The organism is Parvibaculum sp., from assembly GCF_039680535.1.
Lineage (GTDB): Bacteria > Pseudomonadota > Alphaproteobacteria > Parvibaculales > Parvibaculaceae > Parvibaculum.
This window is the reverse complement of sequence record NZ_JBDKSS010000013.1, coordinates 664725-687726: the sequence shown is the minus strand read 5'-3', so window position 1 is coordinate 687726 and position 23002 is coordinate 664725. Positions and strand designations below refer to the sequence as shown.

Sequence of the window (23002 nt, the reverse complement as noted above, 5' to 3'; positions counted from 1 at the left end):
AATTGTGGCAACAACTTGACTGCTATCGCCGACAAAGAATCAACAAACTTATCCACAGGCGCCGCACCTATGTTGAGAAGGCATCGACATGGCCTTCAAGGCGCTAATATCGGGATCAATGGAATCCGGGACTTAGAGGCAGAGTCTTCAAACAGGCTATGAGCGAACGGGAACAAGAACGCAGCCAGACGGTGGAGAGCGGCATGGAAGCCGCCTCGATCGGCGCTGCCTATATTGCCGAAAAGGTGAAGCAGCTTCCCGACAGCCCGGGCGTCTATCGCATGTATGACGCCCAGAACGAGCTTCTCTATGTCGGCAAGGCGCGAAGCCTGAAGAAGCGCGTCTACAATTATACGAAGCTCGCCGGCCATTCGAACCGCATCGCGCGGATGATCGCCTCGACCGTCTCGATGGAATTCATCACCACCGCCACGGAAACGGACGCCCTACTCCTCGAAGCGAACCTCATCAAGCGCCTGAAGCCTCGCTACAACGTGCTGATGCGGGACGACAAGTCGTTCCCCTTCATCCTGCTGACGGGTGACCACGAGTTCCCTCAGGTCGTGAAGCATCGCGGCAGCCGCTCGCGCAAGGGCGACTATTTCGGCCCCTTCGCCAATGCGGGCGCGGTCAATGCGACGCTCAACGCGCTTCAGAAGGCCTTCCTGCTGCGCTCCTGCTCCGACAGCGTTTTCGAAAGCCGGACGCGCCCCTGCCTGCTTCATCAGATCAAGCGATGCAGCGCCCCCTGCACCGGCGTGATCGACAAGGACGCCTATGCGGAACTCGTCGCCGAGGCGCGGGACTTCCTGCGCGGGCGTTCGCGCAAGACGCAAAAGGAACTTGCCGCGCATATGGAAGAGGCGGCCACCGCGCTCGACTTCGAACGCGCCGCGATCTATCGCGACCGCATCCGCGCGCTGACACAGGTGCAGCAGCATCAGGGCATCAACCCGCAGACGGTCACGGAGGCCGATGTCTTCGCCGCCTGGCAGGAAGGCGGCCAGACCTGTGTGCAGGTGTTCTTCTTCCGCGCTGGACAGAACTGGGGCAACCGCGCCTATTTCCCTCGCCACGACCGCGAACTCGAAACATCCGAAGTGCTCGACGCTTTCCTGGCTCAGTTCTACGAAGACAGGCATCCGCCGCGCATGGTGCTCCTGAGCCATGACGTTCCGGGCAAGGCGCTGCTCGCCGAAGCGCTCTCGATCATCGCTGGCCGCAAGGTCGCCGTCGGCGTGCCGCAGCGGGGCGAGAAGCGCGAACTGGTCGATCACGCGCTCACCAATGCGCGCGAAGCGCTGGGGCGCAGGCTCGCGGAGAGCTCGACGCAGCGTAAACTCCTCGAAGGCGTGGCCGAAGCCTTCGGCCTCGATCAGGCGCCGGAGCGCATCGAGGTCTATGACAACAGCCATATCTCCGGCACAAAGCCCGTGGGCGGCATGGTGGTCGCCGGGCCTGAAGGCTTCATGAAGTCGCAGTACCGCAAGTTCAACATCAAGAGCGACATCGAGCCGGGCGACGACTATGGCATGATGCGCGAAGTGCTCACGCGCCGCTTCACGCGCCTCTTGAAAGAATCCGGCGAAGCGACGGGGGAAGAAGAACCCCGGCCCGAGGACGGCGCGAGCGAAGAGGAAGCGCATTCGCGCGGCAAGGAATTTCCCGACTGGCCGGACCTCATCCTCATCGACGGCGGCGCGGGCCAGCTCAAGATCGCCTGCGACGTTCTCGCGGAACTCGGCATCGACAGTGTCGCCATTGTCGGCGTCGCCAAGGGGCCGGAGCGCGACGCGGGGCGCGAGCGCTTCTTCATGCCCGGCCGCGATCCCTTCATGATGGAGCCGCGAAATCCCGTTCTCTACTACCTGCAAAGGCTTCGCGACGAGGCGCATCGCTACGCCATCGGCAGCCATCGCGCGCGGCGCTCCAAGGCCATCGGCGTCAATCCGCTGGACGATGTGCCGGGCGTCGGTCCCGGCCGCAAACGCGCCCTGCTCCGCCATTTCGGCTCGGCGCGGGCGGTGGCGCGGGCGGGTCTTTCCGACCTGGAGGCCGTCGACGGGATCAGCGCCAAGGTCGCGCAGGCCGTCTATGATTTCTTCCACGGAAATCCGGACCAGCCGTCAAATAACTGACGCCAAATAGTTGGCGCCAAACAGCGTCGCTACGCTGACAGGCGGCGCAACTTTGCTATGCTGGCGCCTCACGGGGCGCGGCCTGCCCCCAATATGAGGCGAGGATGCCGATCAATCTGCCCAATCTGCTCACCTATGCCCGCATCGTCATGGTGCCGGCCGTCGTCGCCTGTTTCTATTTCGAAGGCGACGAGCCGCGCTGGTGGGCGCTTGGGATATTCGTTCTCGCCGCCGTCACCGATTTCTTCGATGGCTATCTCGCACGCGCATGGGCGCAGCAATCCAATCTCGGCCGCATGCTCGACCCCATCGCCGACAAGCTGCTGGTCGCCGCCGTTCTGCTGGTGCTGACGCGCGACGGCACGATCGCGGGCTATTCGCTCTGGGCTGCGCTGGTCATTCTCTGCCGTGAAATTCTCGTCTCCGGCCTGCGCGAATTCCTCGCCGAGGTTCGCGTCAGCGTTCCCGTCTCGCAGCTTGCGAAATGGAAGACGACGATCCAGATGGTCGCCCTCTCCTTCCTGCTCGCAGGCCCCGCTGGCGACAAGCTGGTGTCCGGCGTCACCACGACCGGGCTCGCGCTCCTCTGGGCGGCGGCGATCCTGACGCTCTATACGGGCTATGATTACTTCAAGGCGGGCATCGAACATCTGACGGGCCCGGCGCCCCAGCACAGCCCCGCGCCGACAACAACTGCGGGACAGGACGGCCATCCGTGAGGATTCTTTATTTTTCCTGGGTTCGCCAAAAGGTCGGCACCGCCGAAGAGGCCGTCGCGCTGCCTGCGGACATTGCCACCGTCGCCACCCTGATCGACTGGCTGAAATCGCGCGGGCCGGGCTATGAGGCCGCCTTCGAGAATCTGAAGCTCATCCGCGCCGCCATCGATCAGACCCATGCCGATCTCGACGCGAGCATTGCGGGCGCCAGCGAGATCGCCTTCTTCCCGCCTGTCACGGGCGGCTGACGCCATGATCCGCGTCCAGACGCAGGATTTCGACATTGGCGCGGAGATCGCGGCGCTGACGAGCGGGCGCACGGATATCGGCGCCGTGGTGACCTTCACCGGCCTTGTGCGCGATGTGACGCTCGAGCTCGAACATTATCCCGCCATGACCGAGCGCGAACTTGAGCGCATCGAGGCGGAAGCTCATGAACGCTGGATGCTTCAGGCAAGCCTCATCATCCACCGCGTCGGCAAACTCTCTCCGGGCGACAATATCGTTCTCGTCGTCACCGCCTCCGCCCATCGCGGCGACGCCTTTCAGGCCGCCGAGTTTCTGATGGACTACCTCAAGACCCGCGCGCCCTTCTGGAAGCGCGAGGGTGAAAAATGGGTCGAAGCGCGCGAGAGCGACGACGAAGCCGCGAAACGGTGGGAAAAATAGATGCGCCGGTTCGCGGAGATTCTACCGCTACTGGCGATCTTCGCGGCCACGTCACTTCATGCGGATTCAGTCTCAGAGGATGCGTGGCTTCGCAAGGTGCAGGACGCGCCCGAAACAATGGCTCACGGCCTTGGCGGCCTCGAGGCCACCGCAATATCCATGTCGCAGGGGCGCGCGGAGCGGCGCGGCGACACGCTGATCCTGCACCTCAAAAACGGCAAAGGCGTCGAGTTGAAGGATGATGCGAGCTGCCCAGAAGGACGCAAGGACTTCGAGGCCAATTGCTTTGCCTTCCGGCTGGTAGCGCATATGCCAAGCCGCCACTTCTTTTTCGTCGAGCAACCATTCTACGAGGGACATGCCCTGCTTCTGTTCGACGACAGAACCGGCGCACGGACGAAGATTGGCGGCTATCCAAGCTTCGCACCTTCAGGCGACAGGTTCGTCGCCATCGATACCGACGAGGGATATGGCGACGGAAGCATTGAGATCTGGGTTCGAAAGGGCGACGGTGCACAAGTTGAATGGCGCTATCCCGATAGCGGCAAGCCTGGTTCGCCTTTTGCCCGCGTCATCCGCTGGAGCGGAAATCGCATTGATCTCGACCTCTGGACCCTGAAAAACGATGGATCGTCCGACCAACATTGGCCCGGCGCAATGATCCACGATACGGCCGGCTGGCGTCTCGAAACAAAGCGGCCACAGAACGCGAAATGAAAAAAGCGGCTGAGTTTCCCCAGCCGCTTTTCCATTCAATTCGTCAGCGCCTTGATTACGCGTTCGCGTGGACGCGGATCTCGCGGCGAACTTCCGCCATGTAGTCATCATAGAGCGTCGCCGAGATCGAGCCGGGCGTGTACTTGTGCGGGCCGATCTCGCCGACCGGCGTCACTTCCGCCGCCGTGCCGACGATGAAGCATTCCTGGAAGGTCGGCAGTTCCTCGGGGAGAATGTGACGTTCGATGAGCTGGTAGCCGCGCTGTTCGGCGAGCGTGATCACCGTCTTGCGGGTGATGCCGTTGAGGAAGCAGTCGGCGACCGGCGTATGGATCACGCCGTCCTTCACGAAGAAGATGTTGGCGCCCGTGGCTTCGGCGACATAGCCGCGATAGTCGAGCATCATCGCGTCCGCATAGCCCTTGTCCTCGGCGGCGTGCTTCGAGATCGTGCAGATCATGTAGAGGCCGGAGGCCTTCGCATGGGACGGCGCGGTCTCGGGCGAAGGACGGCGATATTTCGCCATGTCGAGGCGGATGCCCTTCTTGCGCTGCTCGGGATCGAAATAGGACGGCCACTCCCAGGCAGCGACCGCGAGATTGATCCTGTTCTTCTGCGCGGAGACGCCGAGGCCTTCGCTGCCGCGCCAGGCCACGGGGCGCAGATAGCCGTCGGTGAGGCCCTGCGCCTTCAGTTCCGCGCGACAGGCTTCGTCGATCTCTTCGACCGAATAGGGAATCTTGAAGCCGAGAATGTCGGCCGAGTTGACCAGACGCTCCGTGTGCTCGCGCAGCTTGAAGATCTCGCCATTATAGGCGCGGCATCCCTCGAATACGCAGCTCGCATAGTGAAGCCCGTGAGTCAGCAAATGGATCTTCGCGTCGGCCCAGGGAATGAGCTCGCCATTGAACCAGATGAAACCGTCGCGTTGGTCGAAAGGAATGTCAGCCATGTTATTGTTCCTGTTTCGCCGTTCCCGCCGTCGCCTTGAGCTTTCTGGGAAGGCCACTTTGCCCCCGTTAAAGCTTCGCGAAAACATATAGAATTAGAGAATCGACCGGGCCCGATCAGTCCGGTCTTCCGGGCGGCTGAAGGGACGCTAGCATGACCGGAAAAAATATGTCAACATGGCTGACATAAATTTATGAGTGACATTAAGACACTGGGAGCGAGGCGGCCCTCCGCCGGAAGTTCCCCGGGAAACGGCATGCAACCAGCGGGAAAAGGGCTTTTTTCGGCGGAAAAAGGGGCGGATCGCCTCGCCCCCGTGGCGCGCCCCCGCGCGGCGGCGGCAGAGGAAGAGCGCCTGATCGAGGCGATCGAACTCCTGTTTTTCAGCTATCGCGACTTCACCAGCGACCCCGACACCATCCTTGAAGAGATCGGTTTCGGCCGCGCCCACCACCGCGTCGTCCACTTCGTCGGCCGCAATCCGGGCATCACCGTCGCAGCGCTGCTCGATATTCTCCGCATCACCAAGCAGAGCCTCGCCCGCGTCCTGCGCGAGGTGATCGAGCGCGGCTATCTCGTGCAGCAGACCGGCGAGAAAGACCGCCGCCAGCGCCGCTTGTACCTCACCGAGGCGGGCGCGGAACTCTGGGAGCGGCTGGTCGCGCCGCAGCGCGAGCGCGTGCGCAACGCGCTCGCCGCCTCCGGTCCCGGCGGCGAGACGGCATGGCGCGAAGTGATGTTCTCGCTCCTCGACGAGACGCAGCGGCCGGAAGTCGAAAAGATCATCATCAAGGAGCCGTGAGATCATGACAGGCACGGCGACAGGCGGCGAAGCTCAAACGCCCATCGAGCCAGGACGTCCCGTGCCCGACGAGGACGCGCCGCATATTCTCGTCATCGACGACGACCGGCGCATTCGCGAATTGCTGAAGCGCTATCTCGCCGAGCATGGCTATCGCGTCACCACGGCCGAAAACGCCGCTGACGCGCGCGCCAAGCTCGCCGGCCTCGCCTTCGACCTTCTTGTCGTTGACGTGATGATGCCGGGCGAAAGCGGCATCGAGTTCACCTCATCTCTCCGCCGCTCTTCAGCGGTGCCGATCCTGATGCTGACGGCACGCGGAGAAACGGAAGACCGGATCGAAGGCCTCGAGAGCGGCGCCGACGACTACCTCGGGAAACCGTTTGAACCGCGGGAGCTTCTGCTTCGCATCGGCACCATCCTCAAGCGCTCCAGAGGCCCCGGCGGACGCGCCGAGGATGTCCTTCTCGGCGATTGCCGCTTCAACATCGCGCGCGGAGAGCTCAGACGCGGCAGCGAGTTGATCCGTTTGACCACGCGCGAAGTGCAGCTCATGCGCATCTTCTCGGCGCATCCCGGCGAGACGCTTTCCCGTCTCGACCTTTGCGAAGACGAAGCCGCCGAGCGTTCCATCGACGTGCAGATCAATCGCCTGCGGCGCAAGATCGAGATCGACCCGCGCAACCCGACCTATCTGCAAACGGTGCGTGGCGAAGGCTACGTCCTCATGCCCGACTGAAACGGAAATCCATGCAGTTCCGGCCCTTCGCGATGATGAAACGAATGATGCCGACCGGGCTCTATACCCGTTCGCTCATCATCATCGTTGCGCCGATGGTGATCCTTCAGGCCTTCGTCACCTATGTCTTCATGGAGCGCCATTGGCAGATGGTGACGGAGAGACTGTCGCAACAGACGGTCGCCGACATCTCGCTTCTGCTTTCCGAATATGAGGCGAACCCCACGCCTCAAACGGCAACCGCGCTTTCCGATCGGGCCAACAGGAACCTCTCGCTGTCGATCGCCTTCCTCCCCGGCGACGAGCTTCCGACGACCCCATCGACCAGCTACGGCCTCCTCGACCGCTCTCTTTCGGATGAAATCCGCTCGCGGATCAACAGGCCGTTCTGGATCAATACCGAGCAATATAGCGACTATGTCGACATCCGCATTCTCTATGCCGGCGGGGTCATGCGTGTGCTGGCGCTCAGAAGCCATGTCTATGCGGCGAATTCCCACATCTTCATCGCCTGGATGGTCGGCGCGTCGCTGGTGCTCCTGACGGTCGCCATCCTTTTTCTGCGCAATCAGATTCGTCCCATAGAGAGGCTCGCCCAGGCAGCCGAAGATTTCGGCAGGGGCCGGGACGTGCCGAGCTTCAAGCCGCAGGGCGCCTCCGAAGTCCGCCGCGCCGCCGCTGCCTTTCTCGAAATGCGCGAACGCATTCGCCGCCAGATCGAGCAGCGCACGGCGATGCTGACCGGCGTGAGCCACGACCTCCGCACACCGCTCACGCGCTTCAAGCTGCAACTGGCCATGCTGCCCGACACGCCGGAAACGGAAGAACTGCGTGCCGACGTCCGCGAGATGGAGCGCATGCTTGAGGACTATCTTGAATTCGCCCGTGGCCACCAGCGCGAGGCGACGGCAGTCACGGATCTTGGCGAACTTCTCGCCGAGATCCAGAACGACGCCCAGCGCAAGGGGCACAGCGTCGCGCTCCAGCTTCACGGAGAACTCGATCTGCCTCTCCGGCGCAACGCCTTCAAGCGCTGCCTGACCAATATCATCGACAATGCGGGCAAATATGCCGCGCATGTCTGGGTCACCGCCGTGCGCGACGAAGACGACATTGCGGTCGTGGTCGATGACGACGGCGCCGGCATTCCGGAGGACCAACTGGAAGAAGTCTTCCGCCCCTTCTACCGGCTCGATGCCGCCCGCAATCTCGATGCGGGCGGAACGGGGCTCGGGCTTGCCATCGCCCGCGACATCGCGCGGGGCCATGGTGGCGACGTGCAGCTTTCGCGCAGTCCCATGGGCGGCCTGCGGGCCGTCATCCATGTGCCGGTGTAGTCGCATGCGCGGCATTCCACCCATGGTGCATCGCTGGCAGCAGGCTTGGGCAAGCCTCGATCCCGACCGCGTCGCCGCGCTCTATGCGGAGAATGGCACGCATATGAGCGCGGTCGTCAGAGAGCGCATGGGCGTCGCGGATGGAAAGTTGACCGGGCGTGAAGAAATCCACGCCTATGCAAAAGCCGCTGCCGGGCGCTTCAAGAGTTTCGAGGCCGCCATCATCAACGTGATCGCAGAGAATGATCGCGCCTCGGTCGAATATTGGCGCGTGCTCAATGGCGACACGGAGAACCGGACGCGCGTGATCGAGATACTCGAATGGCAAGGCGACGAAATCACCGCCTGCCGCGTGTTTCACTTCTAGGGGCCGGGCGGCGGCTCATCCGCGGCGGCATCCGTCTTGCGGGTGCGTAGCCGCGAGAGCGCGTCCTTCCATTCCTCCGCCTGCCGCAGGCGCTTGTCGAGTTCGGCCATGGTCTTTGCCTGATCCTCGCCATCATTGAGCCAGACGCGGAAAGCCGCCGCCCAGACAAGCGCCAGTCCACGCACGCGGATCGCGCCGCGCAAGCCTGACGTATCGATGCCCGCCGCTTCGAGCATCCAGCCGAGCGATTGCAGCGTGGGACGGATGAGCGGCACCGCGCCCAGCGGATCGCCCACAAGGTCGAGCGCAATGCGCTTCAGCGCGGGTTTGTGGGGAGCGAGCGCATCGAAGCGCAGCATCAGCACATCGAAGAGACGGTCGCGCGGGCTCTCACTTCCAAGATCCTCGGCTTCGGCGGCGGCGAGCACTTCCGCATCGATGCGGCGCGAGAAGGCGGCAAGGATTTCCGCCTTCGAGCGAAAGACATGCGCAAGTTCCGGCAGACTGACCTTTGCCTCGGCGGCGATGTCGGCCAGCGCAAGATCGTGCCAGCCCTGCGCCAGCGCGAGCTTCAGCGCGGCGTCGATGATCCTGTCTTCGGGCGATGCTTTCTTGCGGGCCATGTCACTATCTCCTCTGGCCGATGAGGATAGGCATTCAGGCGGGAAGACGCCACCAGCGCCTGAGCGCGACGAGCGACCAGATCGCCTCGACCGCGCCAAAGGGCCAGGCGCCTTGCAGAAAGCCGTAGATCGAGCCGAGCGCGCAGGCGCCCGCAAAGCCGAGCACGAACCAGCGGCTGCGCTCTTCCAGTGCATAGCAGACAAGCATCATGGAGACGGCGAACAGGCCGAACAGCGAAAGCGGATCGAGAAACGCTTCCAAGCGGCTTATTGCCCGAGTTCGCGTGAACGGTCGCGCGCGGCCTGCGCCGCGTGCCGCATCAGCGTCGAGAGCCCGTTCTCGCCCATCAGCACGTCGAGCGCCGCCGCCGTAGTGCCGCCCGGCGATGTCACGTTCTTGCGCAGCGTCGAGGGCGTGTCTTCGAGCTGATGCAGCATCTCGCCCGCGCCGGAAACCGTCGCACGCGCGAGCCGCAGCGCGAGGCCGGCTTCGAGGCCGAGCGACTCGCCCGCCGCCGCGAGGCATTCCGTGAGGTAGAAGACATAGGCCGGGCCCGAACCGGAGATTGCCGTCACGGCGTCGATGAGCCCCTCGCTCTCCACCCAGTCGGCCTCGCCGACCGCGCCGAGAAGCGTAGTCGCAAGCTTGCGCTGTTCAGGCGTCACCAGCGCATTGGCACAGGCGACCGTGATGCCGCGCCCGACAGAGGCAGGCGTATTCGGCATGGCGCGGACAACATGGGCGCCCGCGCCCAGCAATTCGCCAAGCCGGTGCAGCCCCATGCCAGCGGCGATGGAGATGAAAAGCGTTTCCGGCGCGACCAGCGGCGCAAGATCGGGAAGCACCTGATCCATCAATTGCGGCTTCACGGCGAGCAGCACGACGGAGGGCTTACGCGCAGCAAGATCGGCAATCGAGAAATTGAGCGGAATGCCGCGCTCGGCGACGAGCTGCGCGATTTCCGCCGGCGGATTGGGGTCGCGCAGGAAAACATCGCGCGGGTTCAGGCCCCGGCCAAGCCACCCGGACAGGAGAGCGCCCCCCATCTTGCCTGCGCCGACAAGAACGAGCGGACTTTGCAAAGTCAATGTCATTTCAGAAACCGTCTCAAGCTACCGACGCGGGGAGAACTCAGGCGTTGCCCCGCGTCTCGAACATCGCAGCGGCGATCGCGTCTTCGGCGGACTTGCCCGCCCAGAGCACGAACTGGATCGCCGGGTAATAGCGCTCGCAGGCCTCCACCGCCAGCCTGAGCAGCGCTTCGCATTGCTCGGGCGTCGCCGCAGCGCCGCCGCAGAGCAGCAGGCTGTTGCGGTATAGAAGCACGCCATCTTCCGACCAGAGGTCGAAATGCCCCGACCAGAGCTGTTCATTGATGAGCGTCAGCAAATGCCGGATCGGCGGCCGCTTGTCGGAGGGCACGCGAATGTCGAGCGTGGTCGCCACGTGGAGGCCGGAAAGGTCGTTCCGCCAGTTCAGCGAGATGTGATGATCGCGCCACTCCCCGGCGACGCAGATCGTCAGTTCGTCTTCGTGGCTGCGCTCGAAAATCCAGTCGCGGATAGAGGCGACCTGCTCGAGCAGATCGAGGGGATTTGGATCGAACTCGTCGGCTTCAACGAGAGAAGCGGTCATTCTGTACCCCGACACGGCAGCCTCCCGGCAAGGGCAAACGCTACATCTTGTAGGTTCGAGCCCCCTGCCCCACCAAACCAACGTGACGCATGCGTTGAGTCGGCGCAACCCTCGGGGGTGTGCGGGGTTATGAAAAACTGGGGATAGTCGAGGAAAGTCTGGGGATATTCCGGGACTTATTCGCCGTCGTTCGCGCCGTCCGCGATGTCTTCGGCGGTCTTCGCCTTGCCCTTCGCGGCCTTGCGGGCGAGCTGGGCTTCCAGCGCCTCGACCCGAAGCTTCAGCGCCTCGTTTTCCTCACGGGCGAGCTGGGCCATGGCGCGCACAACCTCGAATTCCTCGCGGGGGACCAGATCGAGATCGGCGACCAGCCGCTCGGCCTGGGAACGCATAAGCGTCTCGACTTCCTGGCGAACGCCCTGCGCGGCGCCTGCGGCGTTGGTGAACAGCCGGGCGATCTCGTCGAGAACACGGTTTTGCGTCTGGGTCATTTCGCTCTCCTACTCCGAAGCAGGCCGACCATAAACCTTCAGGACGAAAAAATCGAACGGGTCAATTTGCCTCGCGGCTGCGCGGCCGTTTTGCCGCCGATTGAGGCAGATCAAGTCCATGTGTGGCCGGGGGGCATTACAATGACGACGGTAGCGCGGTCCATGATGGGGTCAACATGCGGAACATCAAACTCGTCTTCTGGGGCCTGCTCGCCCTGTTGAGCCTTTTGTGGTTCGCCGCCGATCCGACCGCCCTCGCACAGAGCGGCTTTTTCACCATTCGCGGAAGCATGGTGCAATACACCGGCATTCTCGGCATTGGCTGCATGAGCCTGGCCATGCTCCTCGCGCTGCGCCCGCGCTGGCCGGAGCGCTGGCTCGGCGGGCTCGACAAGATGTACCGCCTGCACAAATGGCTCGGCATCGGCGGACTCGTTCTCTCCATCACGCATTGGCTCTGGGCGAAGGGTCCGAAATGGGCGGTGGGCTTCGGCTGGCTTGAGCGTCCTGTGCGCGGTCCGCGTCCTGCAATCGAGAATCCCGTCGAACAACTCTTCTCCGGTTTCCGCGACACAGCCGAAGGCCTGGGCGAATGGGCCTTCTATGCAGCGGTGCTGTTGATCGCGGTGGCCCTGATCCAGCTCATTCCCTACCGCATCTTCTACAAGACGCACCGGTTCATCGCCCTGGCCTATCTGGTGCTTGCCTTTCACACGATCATTCTTATGCGGTTCGGCTACTGGGCCTCGCCGCTCGGCATCCTGATGGCGGTGCTGGTGCTCAACGGCACGGCGGCCGCCATCGTCGTCCTCTTCAGACGCGTCGGCGCCGGGCGGCAGGTCGAAGGCTCGATCGTCGATCTCGACTACTATCCGAGCCTGCGCGTCCTCGAAGGTCAGGTCGCGCTACCGCGCGGATGGCCGGGCCACAAGGCCGGACAATTCGCCTTCGTGACCTCCGACGCCTCGGAAGGCGCCCATCCCTACACCATCGCCTCCGCCTGGGATCGTGCCGAGCGCCGCCTGACCTTCATCACCAAGGAACTTGGCGACCACACCAAAACGCTTCGCGAGCGACTGCGCATCGGCCAGAAAGTGAAGGTCGAGGGGCCCTATGGCTGTTTCACCTTCGATGACGGTTTTCCTCACCAGATCTGGGTCGGTGCGGGCATCGGCATAACGCCTTTCATTGCCCGGCTGAAGCAGATCGCAATGGAGCGGCAGGCAGCACCGGGAAAAGCCGCCCAGATCATCGATCTATTCCACTCGACCGCTGACTGGAGCGACGAGGCCATCGCCAAGCTCACCGGCGACGCCGAGGCCGCAGGCGTCCGCCTGCATGTGCTCCACGACGCGCGGGACGGCAGATTGAACGGTGACCGCATCCGGCGAGAGGTGCCGGATTGGCGCCAGGCAAGCATCTGGTTCTGCGGGCCCATCGGCTTCGGTGCGGCACTGAGGCAGGACTTCGCGGCACATGGATGGGATGTAACGCATCGCTTCCATCAGGAACTCTTTGCGATGCGTTGATGGGCCCCACGCGCGGCTTGACACTCGACGGGCGGCGGTGACACTGGCGCGGCATCCCTTCGCCACATCGAGGCCCCATGACCGGCATCCCCTTCCCCAATATCGATCCGGTGCTCATCCATATCGGGCCTCTCGCCGTCCGCTGGTATGCGCTTGCCTATATCGCCGGGCTCGTTCTCGGCTGGCGCTATATCCTCGCCATGATCGACACGCCGAAGCTCTGGCAGGGCTCCGCACCGATCGGCAAGCTCGAGGTGGACGACGCGCTTCTCTGGGCCGCATTGGGCGTCATTCTCGGCGGCCGCATCGGCTACGTCTTCGTCTACAATTTCAGCTACTACATGGAGCATCCGAACGAGATCTTCACCGTCTGGCATGGCGGAATGAGCTTCCATGGCGGAGCTTTGGGTGTTCTCGTCGCGCTCGCGGTCTTCTCTCGCCGCCGCAACATTCCGGCGCTGACGCTGATGGATCTCGTCTGCGCCGCGCAGCCCATCGGCCAGTTCTTCGGACGCATCGCGAACTTCATCAACAGCGAGTTGTGGGGGCGCCCCACCGACGCGCCCTGGGGAATCATCTTCCCGACCGGCGGACCGATCCCGCGCCATCCGAGCCAGCTCTATGAAGCGGCCCTCGAAGGCATCGTGCTCTTCCTCGTGCTGCGTCTCCTCACACATCGCTTCAAGCTACTGCAACGCCCGGGCACCATCATGGGCGTCTTCATCATGGGTTACGGCCTGTCGCGCGTGATCGTCGAGTTCTTCCGCGAGCCCGACGCGCAAGTTGGCTATCTCTATGGCGATTGGTTGACAATGGGCATGGTTCTTTCCGTGCCGATGATCCTTGCCGGCGCGTTGCTTGCCTGGAAGGCGCCTGTGGTTGCCGAATGGCTCGCGCCGCAGCGCTCCGCCACCAAGCGGACGTGACGCGATGACCGCGCTTGCGCGCCACCTCGCGCGCATGATCGAGGCGACGGGGCCAATCCCGATTTCGCAATATATGGCGCTGGCGCTCGGCCATCCCGAGCACGGCTATTACATGACACGCGATCCGCTGGGCGCCCGCGGCGACTTCACCACCGCGCCGGAAGTCAGCCAGATGTTCGGCGAGCTGATCGGACTGTGGATCGCCGATGCGTGGATCGCGCAAGGACGCCCGAAACATTTCATCCTTGCCGAACTCGGGCCCGGACGCGGAACGCTGATGGCGGATGCGCTTCGCGCGCTCCGCTCCGTGCCCGGCGCGCTCGATGCCGCGCGCGTGCATTTCGTCGAGACGAGCCCCGTGCTCCGCGCCGCGCAACAGCGCCTCGTCCCTCGCGCGACATGGCATGAGCGCTTCGAGCAATTGCCGCCAGACCCGCTCTTTCTCATCGCCAATGAATTCTTCGACGCATTGCCCATCGCGCAATATGTGAAGACCGAGCGCGGCTGGTGCGAGCGGCATGTGACGCTGGCCGATGGCTCGACCGAAGAGAACCCTCGTTTCATTCCCGCGCTTGCGCCTGTCGCCACACCCGCCACGGCCCTGCCGCCCGCCATGCGCGATGCGCCTCTGGGCAGCATCGGCGAAATCTCGCCCGTCTCCACCGCCATTGCGGAAGCGATAGCCCTCCGGATCGCAAGGCTTGGCGGCGCGGCGCTCATCATCGACTACGGGCACATGAAGAGTGCGGCAGGCGATACGCTGCAAGCGCTGAAGGCTCATCAATATGTGGATGTGTTCGCAACCCCCGGCGAAGCGGACATCACCGCCCATGTCGATTTCGAAGCGCTGGCCGATGCCGCAAGGCGCGGCGGCGCGAAGCCCTATGGCCCCGTTGAGCAAGGCGCGTTCCTCAAGGCGCTCGGCATCGAGGCGCGCGCCAATGCGCTCAAGGCCCGCGCGACGCCCGCACAAGCCCTGGCCGTCGACGCCGCATTGACGCGATTGACGGCGCCCGACCAGATGGGCAGCCTCTTCAAGGTACTGGGCCTCGCTGCACCCTCCGCGCCTGCGCCCGCCGGATTCTGACAGGACCTTTCATGCTCACCGCCAAGCCGCTCGAACATCTCGCGCATATTCGCCACGGCTTTTTCACGCGCGAAGGCGGCGTGTCCGAGGGCATCCATGCGTCGCTCAATTGCGGCTATGGCTCGGACGACGACAAGCAGGCCGTGCGCGAAAACCGCGCCCGCGTTGCACGCGCGCTCGACGCGGAGCCAAACCATCTCGTCACCGTCCACCAGATTCACAGCCCCAATGTCGTGCACGCCACCGAAGCATGGGAGCATGGCCATGCCCCGCAAGCCGACGCCATGGTGACGGATCTCCCCTCGGTGACGCTCGGCATCCTGACCGCCGATTGCGCGCCGGTGCTTTTCGCCGACAGCAAGGCGCGTATCGTCGGCGCCGCTCATGCGGGCTGGAAAGGCGCTTTCACTGGCGTACTCGATGCGACGGTTGAGGCGATGATCGAACTCGGTGCGACCCGCGAGGACATCGTCGCCATTATCGGCCCCTGCATCTCGCGCGACGCCTATGAAGTGGGCCCGGAGTTTCACGCGCGTTTCATCGAGGCGAAGGCGAGCGACGATCGCTTTTTCACGCCTTCGTCGCGCGGCGGGCACTTCATGTTCGACCTGCCCAGCTATGCGGCCGCGCGTCTTGAGGCCGCAGGCGTCGGCGCGGTTGCGTCGCTCGGCCTCTGCACTTACGCAGACGAGCGGCGCTTCTTCTCCTATCGCCGTACAACTCATCGCGGCGAACCGGATTACGGACGACAGATTTCGGCGATCAGGCTTGCGCCGCAGGACTGAGGCGCTCGCGCAGCCGGGGCAACACATGTTGAGCAAGGAGCGGCGCCAGATCGGGCGTCGCGGGCTCGCGCAAGGCAAACCACCGCAGTTCCTCGATTTCCGCATGCGCATCGGGCGTGCCTGAAAGCGGCGACGTAAAAATATCCGCGATCACCACATGGCCGGGCTCGTTTGCAGCCACGGCCGAAAAACGCCCGAGGGGCAGAAGTGTATCGCCGTCGATGTCGATGCCCAGTTCCTCGCGCAGCTCCCGCATCGCGCATTCACGCGGCGTTTCGGCGGCGTCGAATTTTCCGCCCGGCAGCATGAAGCGCGCCGTGCCGCGCTTTCGGACCAGTAGCACGGCGTCGTCGCGCAGGAGAGCGACCGCCGACACACGAATCTCCATTTCATCTCCGTATGACGCGATTCCCCCTGGGCCAAGACTAGCTTCGGCGCATCCGCATGCCAAAGACTTCGGCTCCCGCCGCCGAAGAGGTACCCTTGTCGCGGACGAATCGCTTTTCCATGCGTTCGATCCGGCAGCGAGGCGTAGGTGCAGGGCGTAACGACAGCGGATCATTGGCGGCGGGCGCGCAGGCATTTCGCGCGACGGCTGCGAGTCGCAACCGCCGTCTTGATTCTCGGTCTCGCCGGCTGCACGGATGAAAAAGCGCCTGCCGGCGCGGCAGCCTCGATTCCCCCCGTCAAAGTGAAGCTCGCCACAGCGGGGCATCTCAGCCCCGCTGACGCAGCGCTTCTCGCCGCACTCATCGAGGAACAGGCAGCGCGCCCAGGCATGCCCTTCGCCTCCGCCGATGCGCGGCACAGATATGCCATCGCGGGCGCGGTCGACGCCGGGCTCACACCAAGGGGCACCTATCTCGTCGCCGTACTCGACATCCGCTCGGCGGAAGGCGTCGCGCTGCACCGGATCGTCGAGGAAGCGCTGATTGCGAAAAGCGGTGGCGCAGGCCTCACCCGTTCCGATCTGATGCCCGTCGCGGGCGAGGCGGTGGTCAAGCTCGCCGCCTGGCATATCGCCTCGATCCAGGCGGGACACGCCCTGGCCGGGCTCGAGCCGGGCGACCTCGGCCCCGACGCCACAATCGCCGCCGGACCGGACACCGATTTCATTACCGGCAGCATTTCCCACCACACGCAGGCGGCAAGCCCCGGCGAGCGGCTTCGCTTCGATATCGACATGGGCCCCGCCCCCGGCGACGGACGCGAGGCACTGGCCTCCGCCCTCGGCGACGCGCTCAGGCGCCGGGCGCCTACCCCCCAATGGAACGCCGGACACTATATTGTGCGCGGCGAAGTCGCTCTCGCAGCCACGGCCAACGCGGAGCCTTCTCTTGCGATTCAATGGCAAGTGGTGGCCGACGATGGCCGTCTCGTCGGCACGGTCATTCAGGCCAATGCCGTGAGTCCCGCCCAGGTGGCCGTCCGCTGGGGCCGTCTCGCGGGCCAGGCCGGGGAGGCAGCGGCCAGCGGCGTCCTCTCCCTCCTCACCCAACCGGCCAAAGGTGCCTGAAAGAGACACCCGGCCCGTAGTTTTCGCAGGAGCGAAAGGGCCGGTGTTTACAAGCGCCCCGCCGCCTTGTTAAAACCCGCACGCGCCGTCGCGCCGGCGTCACAAAAAGCATGAGCGCGACATTTCCCCGGGGGTCAAAGGCCATGAAACTCGTCGCAGGCAACTCCAACCGTGCGCTTGCCGAAGCCATAGCCGCCTACCTCAACCTTCCCCTCACAAAATCGGTCGTCCGCCGCTTCGCGGACATGGAAGTCTTCGTCGAAATCCAGGAAAACGTCCGCGGCGAGGACGTCTTCGTGATCCAGTCGACCTCCTACCCCGCCAACGACCATTTGATGGAACTTCTCATCATCGTCGATGCGTTGAAGCGCGCCTCCGCGCGCCGCATCACGGCGGTGCTGCCCTATTTCGGCTATGCCCGTCAGGACCGGAAGCCCGGCCCGCGCGCCCCGATCTCGGCCAAGCTCGTTGCGAACCTCATCACCACGGCCGGCGTCGACCGCGTGCTGACGCTCGACCTCCATGCCGGCCAGATCCAGGGCTTCTTCGACATTCCGACGGATAATCTGTTCGCGGCGCCCGTGCTGACGCGCGACATCGAGCAGCACTACGACAATGGCAAGACGATGATCGTGTCGCCGGACGTGGGCGGCGTGGTCCGCGCCCGCGCCATCGCCAAGCGCATCAATGCCGACCTCGCCATCGTCGACAAGCGCCGCGAGCGTGCCGGCGAGTCCGAGGTCATGAACATCATCGGCGATGTGAAGGGCCGTTCCTGCATTCTGGTCGACGATATCGTCGACTCCGCCGGCACCCTCTGCAACGCCGCCGAGGCGCTGCTGAAGCAGGGCGCGACGGACGTTTCGGCCTATGTGACCCATGGCGTGCTTTCCGGCGGCGCGGTGGCCCGCGTCTCGGCCTCGCAGCTCAAGGAACTGGTCATCACCGACTCGATCCAGGCGACGGAAGCCGTGCGCGTCGCGCACAACATCCGCACCGTCACCATCGCCCCGCTGATCGGCGAAGCGATGCGCCGTACCGCCGAGGAACGCTCGGTTTCGAGCCTGTTCGACTGAGGCATCAGCCTCCTCCAAACCTTTTCCACGGGTTGAGTTTTCCCCCTCCGGGCGCTATAACGCGCCCCGAACGGCGTCCACACCCCTGGAGGAAACGCCGTGAGCCGCCGGCGGACAGCCCGTCTCCGGGGCTATTTTTATTGGAGAATCAAAGCCATGGCTGAGACCCTGACGCTCAAGGCCGAGGCGCGTACGAAGAGCAGCAAGGGGGCTGTTCGCTCGCTTCGCCTCGCAGGCCGCGTCCCCGCCGTCATTTACGGCGACAAGAAGACCCCTGAACTGATTTCGGTGAACTACAAGGACGTGAACGCCCTCTACCAGACGGGCACGTTCACGAGCCACACCCTCGACATCGAGATCGATGGCCGCAAGGAGCACGTCATTCCGCGCGACGTGCAGCGCGAGCCCGTGCGCGACTTCCTCATCCATGTGGATTTCCTGCGCGTCGGCAAGAACGCCAGCATCACCGTCGAAGTTCCGGTTCACTTCGTGAACCATGAAGCCTCGCCGGGCATGAAGGCCGGTGGTGTGCTGAACATCGTCAGCCACGATATCGAGCTCTCCTGCCCGGCGGACTCGATCCCCGAGGCGATCGAGATCGACCTCACCGGCTACGAAATGGGTTCGTCGATCCACATCTCGGCCGTCAAGCTTCCGGCTGGCGTGAAGCCGACCTCGTCGGATCGTGACTTCACTGTCGCGACGATCGCCGCTCCCGCAGCCGTCGTTTCGGCCGAAGCTTCGGCGCCTGCCGCCGCCGCTGCGGCTCCCGCCGCTGCCGCCAAGGCGCCCGCGGCAAAGAAGTAATCTGGTTAGCCGGAGGCCGACGCGATGCTGCTTCTCGTCGGCCTCGGCAATCCAGGTCCCAAATACGCCTTCAACAGGCACAACATCGGTTTCATGGCGGTGGATGCGATCATCCGCCGCCATTCCTTTTCGCCGGAGCGCCAGCGCTTTCAGGGCCTCGTCAGCGAAGGCACGATTGCCGGTGAAAAGGTCATTGTGCTGAAGCCGATGACCTATATGAACGAATCCGGCCGCTCCGTCGGCGAGGCCATGCGCTTCTACAAGCTGACGCCCGATCATGTCGTCGTCATGCATGACGAACTCGACCTGCCGGAAGGCAAGCTGCGCATCAAGACGGGCGGCGGACATGGCGGGCATAACGGGCTGCGGTCGATCGACGCTCATATCGGCCAGAACTATCGCCGCATTCGTCTCGGCATCGGCCATCCAGGCGACAAGGACCGCGTGCTCGGCCATGTGCTGGGCGATTTCTCGAAGGCGGACATGAAGTGGCTTGAGCCCTTCCTGGACGCGATCGTGGATGCGTCTCCCCTTCTCGGCGAAGGCCAGTTCAACAGCTTCGCCAACCGGGTGCATCTCGCGCTCAATCCGGAGCCGGAAAAGAAAAAGCCGGCGCCGAAGGATCAGAAGACAATAGAAAACGGAGAGAAGTAGTCATGGGTTTCAAGTGCGGCATCGTCGGATTGCCCAATGTCGGCAAGTCGACCCTTTTCAATGCGCTGACCCAGACAGCGTCGGCGCAGGCCGCGAACTACCCGTTCTGCACCATCGAGCCGAATGTCGGCGAAGTGGCCGTGCCCGATCCGCGCCTCGAAACGCTTTCGGCGGCGGCCAAGAGCAAGGAAATCATTCCGACGCGCCTCACCTTCGTCGACATTGCCGGCCTCGTGAAGGGCGCCTCCCAGGGTGAAGGCCTCGGCAACCAGTTCCTCGCCAATATCCGCGAGGTCGACGCGGTGGCCTATGTGCTGCGCTGCTTCGAGGACGGCGACATCGTGCATGTCGCAGGCAAGATCGACCCGCTGGCCGACGCCGAAATCGTCGAAACGGAATTGATGCTCGCCGATCTCGAAAGCCTCGAGAAGCGCGTGACCCCGCTCGAAAAGAAGGCCAAGGGCGGCGACAAGGAAGCAAAGCAGCTCGTCGACCTGATGAACACCGCGCTCGAACTGCTGCGCGACGGCAAGCCCGCTCGCCTTGCCGTGAAGCAGGGCAAGATTTCCGAAGAAGACATGAAGGCGTGGAACGGACTCAACCTCCTCACCTCGAAGCCGGTTCTTTACGTCTGCAACGTCGATGAAGGTTCCGCCGCCACCGGCAACGCCTTCTCGAAGCAGGTCGAGGCGCGCGCCGCCGCCGAAGGCGCGGAAGCGGTCGTCATCTCCGCGCGTATCGAGGAAGAGATCGCGCAGCTTCCGACCGAAGAGCGCACCGAGTTCCTCGAAACGCTCGGCCTCGAAGAGCCCGGCCTCAACCGCCTCATCCATGCGGGCTACAAGCTCCTCCACCTCATCACCTATTTCACGGTGGGCCCGAAGGAAACGCGCGCCTGGACGATCACGGTCGGCACACGCGCGCCGGCCGCTGCCGGTGTCATCCATACGGATTTCGAGAAGGGCTTCATCCGCGCCGAAACCATCGCCTATGAGGACTACGTCAAGCTCGGCGGCGAGCAGGGCGCGAAGGACGCAGGCAAGATGCGCCTCGAAGGCAAGGAATACGTTGTGCAGGACGGCGACGTCATGCATTTCCGCTTCGCGAACTGACGTCAGGGGGAGCATTGCTCCCCCTACTGCTATCTGGTTAGGCTGCAACAGTTCCGGGCGGAGAAGGACCAGCGTGGTCTGAGTGTCTGAGTGAGTGGTGAGTGAAATGCCCAAATATTACTGGGAAGATTTCAAGGTCGGCGACACGCTCGAATTCGGTTCGAAACACGTAACCCGCGAAGAGATTCTCGAATTCGCTCGCGAATTCGATCCCCAGCCGTTCCACCTCGACGAGGACGCCGCAAAGAAGTCCATTCTGGGCGGCCTTTGCGCCAGCGGCTGGCACACGACCGCAATGCTGAAGCGCATGATATGCGACGCCTTCGTTCGGGAGTCCGCCTCCGTCGGCATACCCAGCATCGAGGAAATACGCTGGAAAAAACCCGTCTATGTCGATGATGTGCTTTCGGTCAAGCGCACCTGCATCGAGCGGCGCACGTCCAGAAGCCAGCCGGGAATGGGGTTGACCCGCTTCGCCTACGAGGTCTTCAACCAGAAGCAGGAAGTCGTGATGACAATGGTGGGCTGGGTCAAGTATGGCCGCCGCCACGCCGACGAAGCGGTGGAGGCCTGATGCCCTGGTTCGAGGATATTGAGCTCAACGTCAAAACGGAGCTCGGCAGCCATACGTTCACCGAAGAGGAGATCATCCGCTTCGCGCGCAAATACGATCCGACGCCCTTCCATGTCGATCCGGAAGCAGGGAAAGACAGCCCCTTTGGCGGCCTCATCGCCAGCCGGTGGCACACCGCGGCGACATGGATGAAGCTCATGGTGCCGCATGTCCTGGGGCGCCAGGAACAGCCCGACGAAATGGGGCGCACGCCCGCGGCGGGCCCCTCGCCCGGCATTCTCGACGTTCAATGGCCGGCGCCCGTGCGCCCGGGCGACACGATCAGCTATTCGACGACGCCCGTCGAAAAGGTGGAGATGCGCTCACGTCCCGATTGGGGCATTCTGAAAAGCCGGAACGAGGGCGTGAACCAGCGCGGAGAGATTGTCCTTCGCTTCATCGGTCAGGCGCTCATTCAGCGCAAACCAAAAACAGGGGAGGAAAAGTGATGTCGCACAAGGGCAAGATGATCACGCTGAAGAGCGGCGACGGCGCCGATATTCTCGCCTATCACGTGAAGGCCGAGGGAGCGCATAGGGGCGGCCTCGTCCTCATCATGGAGATCTTCGGCGTCACCGATCACATCAAGGATCTCTGCGACGGCTATGCCGCGCGCGGCTATGACGTCGTCTCGCCGCAGCTCTATGACCGGCAGGTCAAGGATTTCAAGGCCACCTACAGTCAGGAAGACATCCAGAAGTCGCTGGAGTATCGCGCGAAGAACCCGATCGAGAATACCGTTCTCGACGTGCAGGCGAGCGTGGACAAGCTCCGCGCCGACGGCAACAGGAAGGTCTTCATCACCGGCTATTGCTATGGCGGCACCGTTTCGTGGGTTGCGGCCTGCCGCGTGAAGGGCCTCGATGCCGCCGCCTGCTATTACGGCGGCGCGATCAAGGACTTCCTCGACGAAACGCCGAAATGCCCGACCATCAATCATTTCGGCGAGAAGGATCATTCGATCCCGATGGACATCGTTGAGAAGATCAAGAAGGCACACCCCGAAGTGCCGTCCTATGTCTACGACGCCGACCACGGCTTCAACTCCGACCGCCGCAACAATTACGACAAGGCGGCGGCCGAACTCGCGCTGAAGCGCACGCTCGAGCTGTTCGAGAAGGCGTGAGACCACTCCAATTTCATTTATCCACAATTTCATTGCGTCATCGCCAATTCGCGCCATATTGATTGGCGCCTGACGAGAGTGACGCCCATGAAAAAACCGACCGATCCCCTGCTTCTCGAAAATCAGCTCTGCTTCGCGCTTTACTCCGCGTCGCTGCAGATGACGAAGCTCTACAAGCCGCTGCTTGCGGAGATCGGCCTCACCTATCCGCAATATCTCGCCATGCTGGCGCTGTGGGAGGAAGACGGCGTGACGGTCGGCGCGCTCGGCGAGCGGCTTTTCCTCGATTCCGGCACGCTGACGCCGCTGCTGAAGCGGCTCGAAGCGGCGAAACTCGTGAAGCGGAGCCGTAACGAGGCCGATGAGCGGCAGGTGCTGATCCAGCTCACGGACAAGGGCCGATCCTTGAAGAAGGCCGCGTCCGGCATCCCGGCGCAAGCCGCCTGCGCGGCGGGCCTGCCCATCGACGAACTCGCCAACATCAAGAAAAAGCTCGAGAAGCTGCGGGGAAATCTCGCCGGCTGACGCCCCCGAGGGCAGCGGGTGGAAAAGGCTTGCTATTTAAATTGTGCACAATATATT

At 63.6% G+C, this 23002-nt stretch carries 29 protein-coding genes; 22 read left to right on the top strand and 7 right to left on the bottom strand.

The genetic code is table 11. The annotated features are described in order from the left end of the window. Positions 1 to 203: 203 nt before the first annotated feature. The 5 genes from uvrC to ABFC66_RS10365 all read left to right on the top strand — a co-directional run bounded on the left by uvrC (position 204) and on the right by ABFC66_RS10365 (position 4243). A complete protein-coding gene (gene uvrC / locus ABFC66_RS10385) occupies positions 204 to 2138 on the top strand; it encodes an excinuclease ABC subunit UvrC (RefSeq protein ID WP_346740925.1) in 1935 nt (644 codons plus the stop codon). A gap of 104 nt (positions 2139 to 2242) precedes the next feature. Further along, positions 2243 to 2857, top strand: coding sequence for a CDP-diacylglycerol--glycerol-3-phosphate 3-phosphatidyltransferase (gene pgsA, locus ABFC66_RS10380; protein ID WP_346740871.1), 615 nt, complete (start codon positions 2243 to 2245; stop codon positions 2855 to 2857). Further along, positions 2854 to 3105 (top strand): molybdopterin converting factor subunit 1, encoded by a 252-nt coding sequence (moaD, locus tag ABFC66_RS10375; protein ID WP_346740870.1) that lies wholly within the window; start codon positions 2854 to 2856, stop codon positions 3103 to 3105. The genes pgsA and moaD overlap by 4 nt, the downstream gene beginning before the upstream one ends. 4 nt (positions 3106 to 3109) lie before the next feature. After that, a complete protein-coding gene (locus tag ABFC66_RS10370) occupies positions 3110 to 3526 on the top strand; it encodes a molybdenum cofactor biosynthesis protein MoaE (protein ID WP_346740869.1) in 417 nt (138 codons plus the stop codon). Positions 3527 to 3685: 159 nt separating this feature from the next. Beyond that, positions 3686 to 4243, top strand: a complete 558-nt coding sequence (locus ABFC66_RS10365; RefSeq protein ID WP_346740868.1) for a hypothetical protein — start codon at positions 3686 to 3688, stop codon at positions 4241 to 4243. Between the two features lie 55 nt (positions 4244 to 4298). On the opposite strand, the gene ABFC66_RS10360 is transcribed toward ABFC66_RS10365, so the two are convergent. Beyond that, positions 4299 to 5195, bottom strand: a complete 897-nt coding sequence (locus ABFC66_RS10360; RefSeq protein WP_346740867.1) for a branched-chain amino acid aminotransferase — start codon at positions 5193 to 5195, stop codon at positions 4299 to 4301. A gap of 255 nt (positions 5196 to 5450) precedes the next feature. On the opposite strand from ABFC66_RS10360, the gene ABFC66_RS10355 reads away from it, so the two are divergent. The 4 genes from ABFC66_RS10355 to ABFC66_RS10340 are packed head-to-tail and all read left to right on the top strand — an operon-like array spanning position 5451 to position 8439. Beyond that, positions 5451 to 5996, top strand: a complete 546-nt coding sequence (locus tag ABFC66_RS10355; protein WP_346740866.1) for a MarR family transcriptional regulator — start codon at positions 5451 to 5453, stop codon at positions 5994 to 5996. 4 nt (positions 5997 to 6000) lie between these two features. Then, positions 6001 to 6735 carry a response regulator gene (locus ABFC66_RS10350; RefSeq protein ID WP_346740865.1) on the top strand — a complete coding sequence of 245 codons (735 nt, stop codon included), beginning with the start codon at positions 6001 to 6003 and terminating at the stop codon, positions 6733 to 6735. Between the two features lie 44 nt (positions 6736 to 6779). Next, positions 6780 to 8072, top strand: coding sequence for an ATP-binding protein (locus ABFC66_RS10345; protein ID WP_346740864.1), 1293 nt, complete (start codon positions 6780 to 6782; stop codon positions 8070 to 8072). 4 nt (positions 8073 to 8076) lie between these two features. Beyond that, positions 8077 to 8439: a nuclear transport factor 2 family protein gene (locus ABFC66_RS10340; RefSeq protein WP_346740863.1), complete on the top strand. Its 363-nt coding sequence runs from the start codon at positions 8077 to 8079 to the stop codon at positions 8437 to 8439. On the opposite strand, the gene ABFC66_RS10335 is transcribed toward ABFC66_RS10340, so the two are convergent. The 5 genes from ABFC66_RS10335 to ABFC66_RS10315 form a co-directional block, all read right to left on the bottom strand. After that, the gene (locus tag ABFC66_RS10335; protein WP_346740862.1) at positions 8436 to 9062 is read right to left on the bottom strand and encodes a helix-turn-helix domain-containing protein; all 627 of its coding nucleotides are present in this window, start codon (positions 9060 to 9062) and stop codon (positions 8436 to 8438) included. The two genes, ABFC66_RS10340 and ABFC66_RS10335, sit on opposite strands and share 4 nt — an antisense overlap. Positions 9063 to 9096: 34 nt before the next feature. Next, positions 9097 to 9324, bottom strand: a complete 228-nt coding sequence (locus ABFC66_RS10330; RefSeq protein WP_346740927.1) for a hypothetical protein — start codon at positions 9322 to 9324, stop codon at positions 9097 to 9099. A gap of 5 nt (positions 9325 to 9329) precedes the next feature. Next, positions 9330 to 10157: a pyrroline-5-carboxylate reductase gene (gene proC / locus ABFC66_RS10325; RefSeq protein ID WP_346740861.1), complete on the bottom strand. Its 828-nt coding sequence runs from the start codon at positions 10155 to 10157 to the stop codon at positions 9330 to 9332. 37 nt (positions 10158 to 10194) lie between these two features. Then, on the bottom strand, positions 10195 to 10698 hold the full coding sequence (locus ABFC66_RS10320; protein WP_346740860.1) for a YbjN domain-containing protein: 504 nt from the start codon (positions 10696 to 10698) through the stop codon (positions 10195 to 10197). Between the two features lie 176 nt (positions 10699 to 10874). Continuing rightward, positions 10875 to 11189, bottom strand: a complete 315-nt coding sequence (locus tag ABFC66_RS10315) for an accessory factor UbiK family protein (RefSeq protein ID WP_346740859.1) — start codon at positions 11187 to 11189, stop codon at positions 10875 to 10877. Between the two features lie 176 nt (positions 11190 to 11365). On the opposite strand from ABFC66_RS10315, the gene ABFC66_RS10310 reads away from it, so the two are divergent. From ABFC66_RS10310 to pgeF, 4 genes are all read left to right on the top strand, one after another. After that, positions 11366 to 12718, top strand: coding sequence for a ferric reductase-like transmembrane domain-containing protein (locus ABFC66_RS10310; RefSeq protein ID WP_346740858.1), 1353 nt, complete (start codon positions 11366 to 11368; stop codon positions 12716 to 12718). A 77-nt stretch (positions 12719 to 12795) separates the two neighbouring features. Further along, positions 12796 to 13644 (top strand): prolipoprotein diacylglyceryl transferase, encoded by an 849-nt coding sequence (lgt, locus tag ABFC66_RS10305; RefSeq protein WP_346740857.1) that lies wholly within the window; start codon positions 12796 to 12798, stop codon positions 13642 to 13644. A 4-nt stretch (positions 13645 to 13648) separates the two neighbouring features. After that, on the top strand, positions 13649 to 14731 hold the full coding sequence (locus ABFC66_RS10300; protein WP_346740856.1) for an SAM-dependent methyltransferase: 1083 nt from the start codon (positions 13649 to 13651) through the stop codon (positions 14729 to 14731). Positions 14732 to 14742: 11 nt separating this feature from the next. Further along, positions 14743 to 15516: a peptidoglycan editing factor PgeF gene (gene pgeF, locus ABFC66_RS10295; protein ID WP_346740855.1), complete on the top strand. Its 774-nt coding sequence runs from the start codon at positions 14743 to 14745 to the stop codon at positions 15514 to 15516. Here the strand turns inward: pgeF and ABFC66_RS10290 are convergent. Beyond that, positions 15494 to 15904 carry an NUDIX domain-containing protein gene (locus ABFC66_RS10290; RefSeq protein WP_346740854.1) on the bottom strand — a complete coding sequence of 137 codons (411 nt, stop codon included), beginning with the start codon at positions 15902 to 15904 and terminating at the stop codon, positions 15494 to 15496. The two genes, pgeF and ABFC66_RS10290, sit on opposite strands and share 23 nt — an antisense overlap. Positions 15905 to 16207: 303 nt before the next feature. On the opposite strand from ABFC66_RS10290, the gene ABFC66_RS10285 reads away from it, so the two are divergent. The 9 genes from ABFC66_RS10285 to ABFC66_RS10245 all read left to right on the top strand — a co-directional run bounded on the left by ABFC66_RS10285 (position 16208) and on the right by ABFC66_RS10245 (position 22945). Further along, positions 16208 to 17032: a hypothetical protein gene (locus ABFC66_RS10285; RefSeq protein ID WP_346740853.1), complete on the top strand. Its 825-nt coding sequence runs from the start codon at positions 16208 to 16210 to the stop codon at positions 17030 to 17032. 143 nt (positions 17033 to 17175) lie between these two features. Beyond that, the gene (locus tag ABFC66_RS10280) at positions 17176 to 18108 is read left to right on the top strand and encodes a ribose-phosphate pyrophosphokinase (protein WP_346740852.1); all 933 of its coding nucleotides are present in this window, start codon (positions 17176 to 17178) and stop codon (positions 18106 to 18108) included. A 156-nt stretch (positions 18109 to 18264) separates the two neighbouring features. Beyond that, entirely contained in the window at positions 18265 to 18915 is a 651-nt protein-coding gene (locus tag ABFC66_RS10275) for a 50S ribosomal protein L25/general stress protein Ctc (RefSeq protein WP_346740851.1), read from the top strand. A 24-nt stretch (positions 18916 to 18939) separates the two neighbouring features. Beyond that, the gene (pth, locus tag ABFC66_RS10270) at positions 18940 to 19569 is read left to right on the top strand and encodes an aminoacyl-tRNA hydrolase (protein ID WP_346740850.1); all 630 of its coding nucleotides are present in this window, start codon (positions 18940 to 18942) and stop codon (positions 19567 to 19569) included. Between the two features lie 2 nt (positions 19570 to 19571). Continuing rightward, positions 19572 to 20681 (top strand): redox-regulated ATPase YchF, encoded by a 1110-nt coding sequence (gene ychF / locus ABFC66_RS10265; protein ID WP_346740849.1) that lies wholly within the window; start codon positions 19572 to 19574, stop codon positions 20679 to 20681. 106 nt (positions 20682 to 20787) lie between these two features. Beyond that, positions 20788 to 21255 carry a MaoC family dehydratase gene (locus ABFC66_RS10260; protein ID WP_346740924.1) on the top strand — a complete coding sequence of 156 codons (468 nt, stop codon included), beginning with the start codon at positions 20788 to 20790 and terminating at the stop codon, positions 21253 to 21255. Continuing rightward, positions 21255 to 21743, top strand: coding sequence for a MaoC family dehydratase (locus tag ABFC66_RS10255; protein ID WP_346740848.1), 489 nt, complete (start codon positions 21255 to 21257; stop codon positions 21741 to 21743). The genes ABFC66_RS10260 and ABFC66_RS10255 overlap by 1 nt, the downstream gene beginning before the upstream one ends. Continuing rightward, positions 21743 to 22420 (top strand): dienelactone hydrolase family protein, encoded by a 678-nt coding sequence (locus ABFC66_RS10250; protein ID WP_346740847.1) that lies wholly within the window; start codon positions 21743 to 21745, stop codon positions 22418 to 22420. Before ABFC66_RS10255 ends, ABFC66_RS10250 begins: the two co-directional genes overlap by 1 nt. 87 nt (positions 22421 to 22507) lie before the next feature. Beyond that, complete coding sequence (locus tag ABFC66_RS10245) at positions 22508 to 22945, top strand: MarR family transcriptional regulator (RefSeq protein WP_346740846.1); 438 nt, start codon at positions 22508 to 22510, stop codon at positions 22943 to 22945. Positions 22946 to 23002 lie beyond the last annotated feature (57 nt).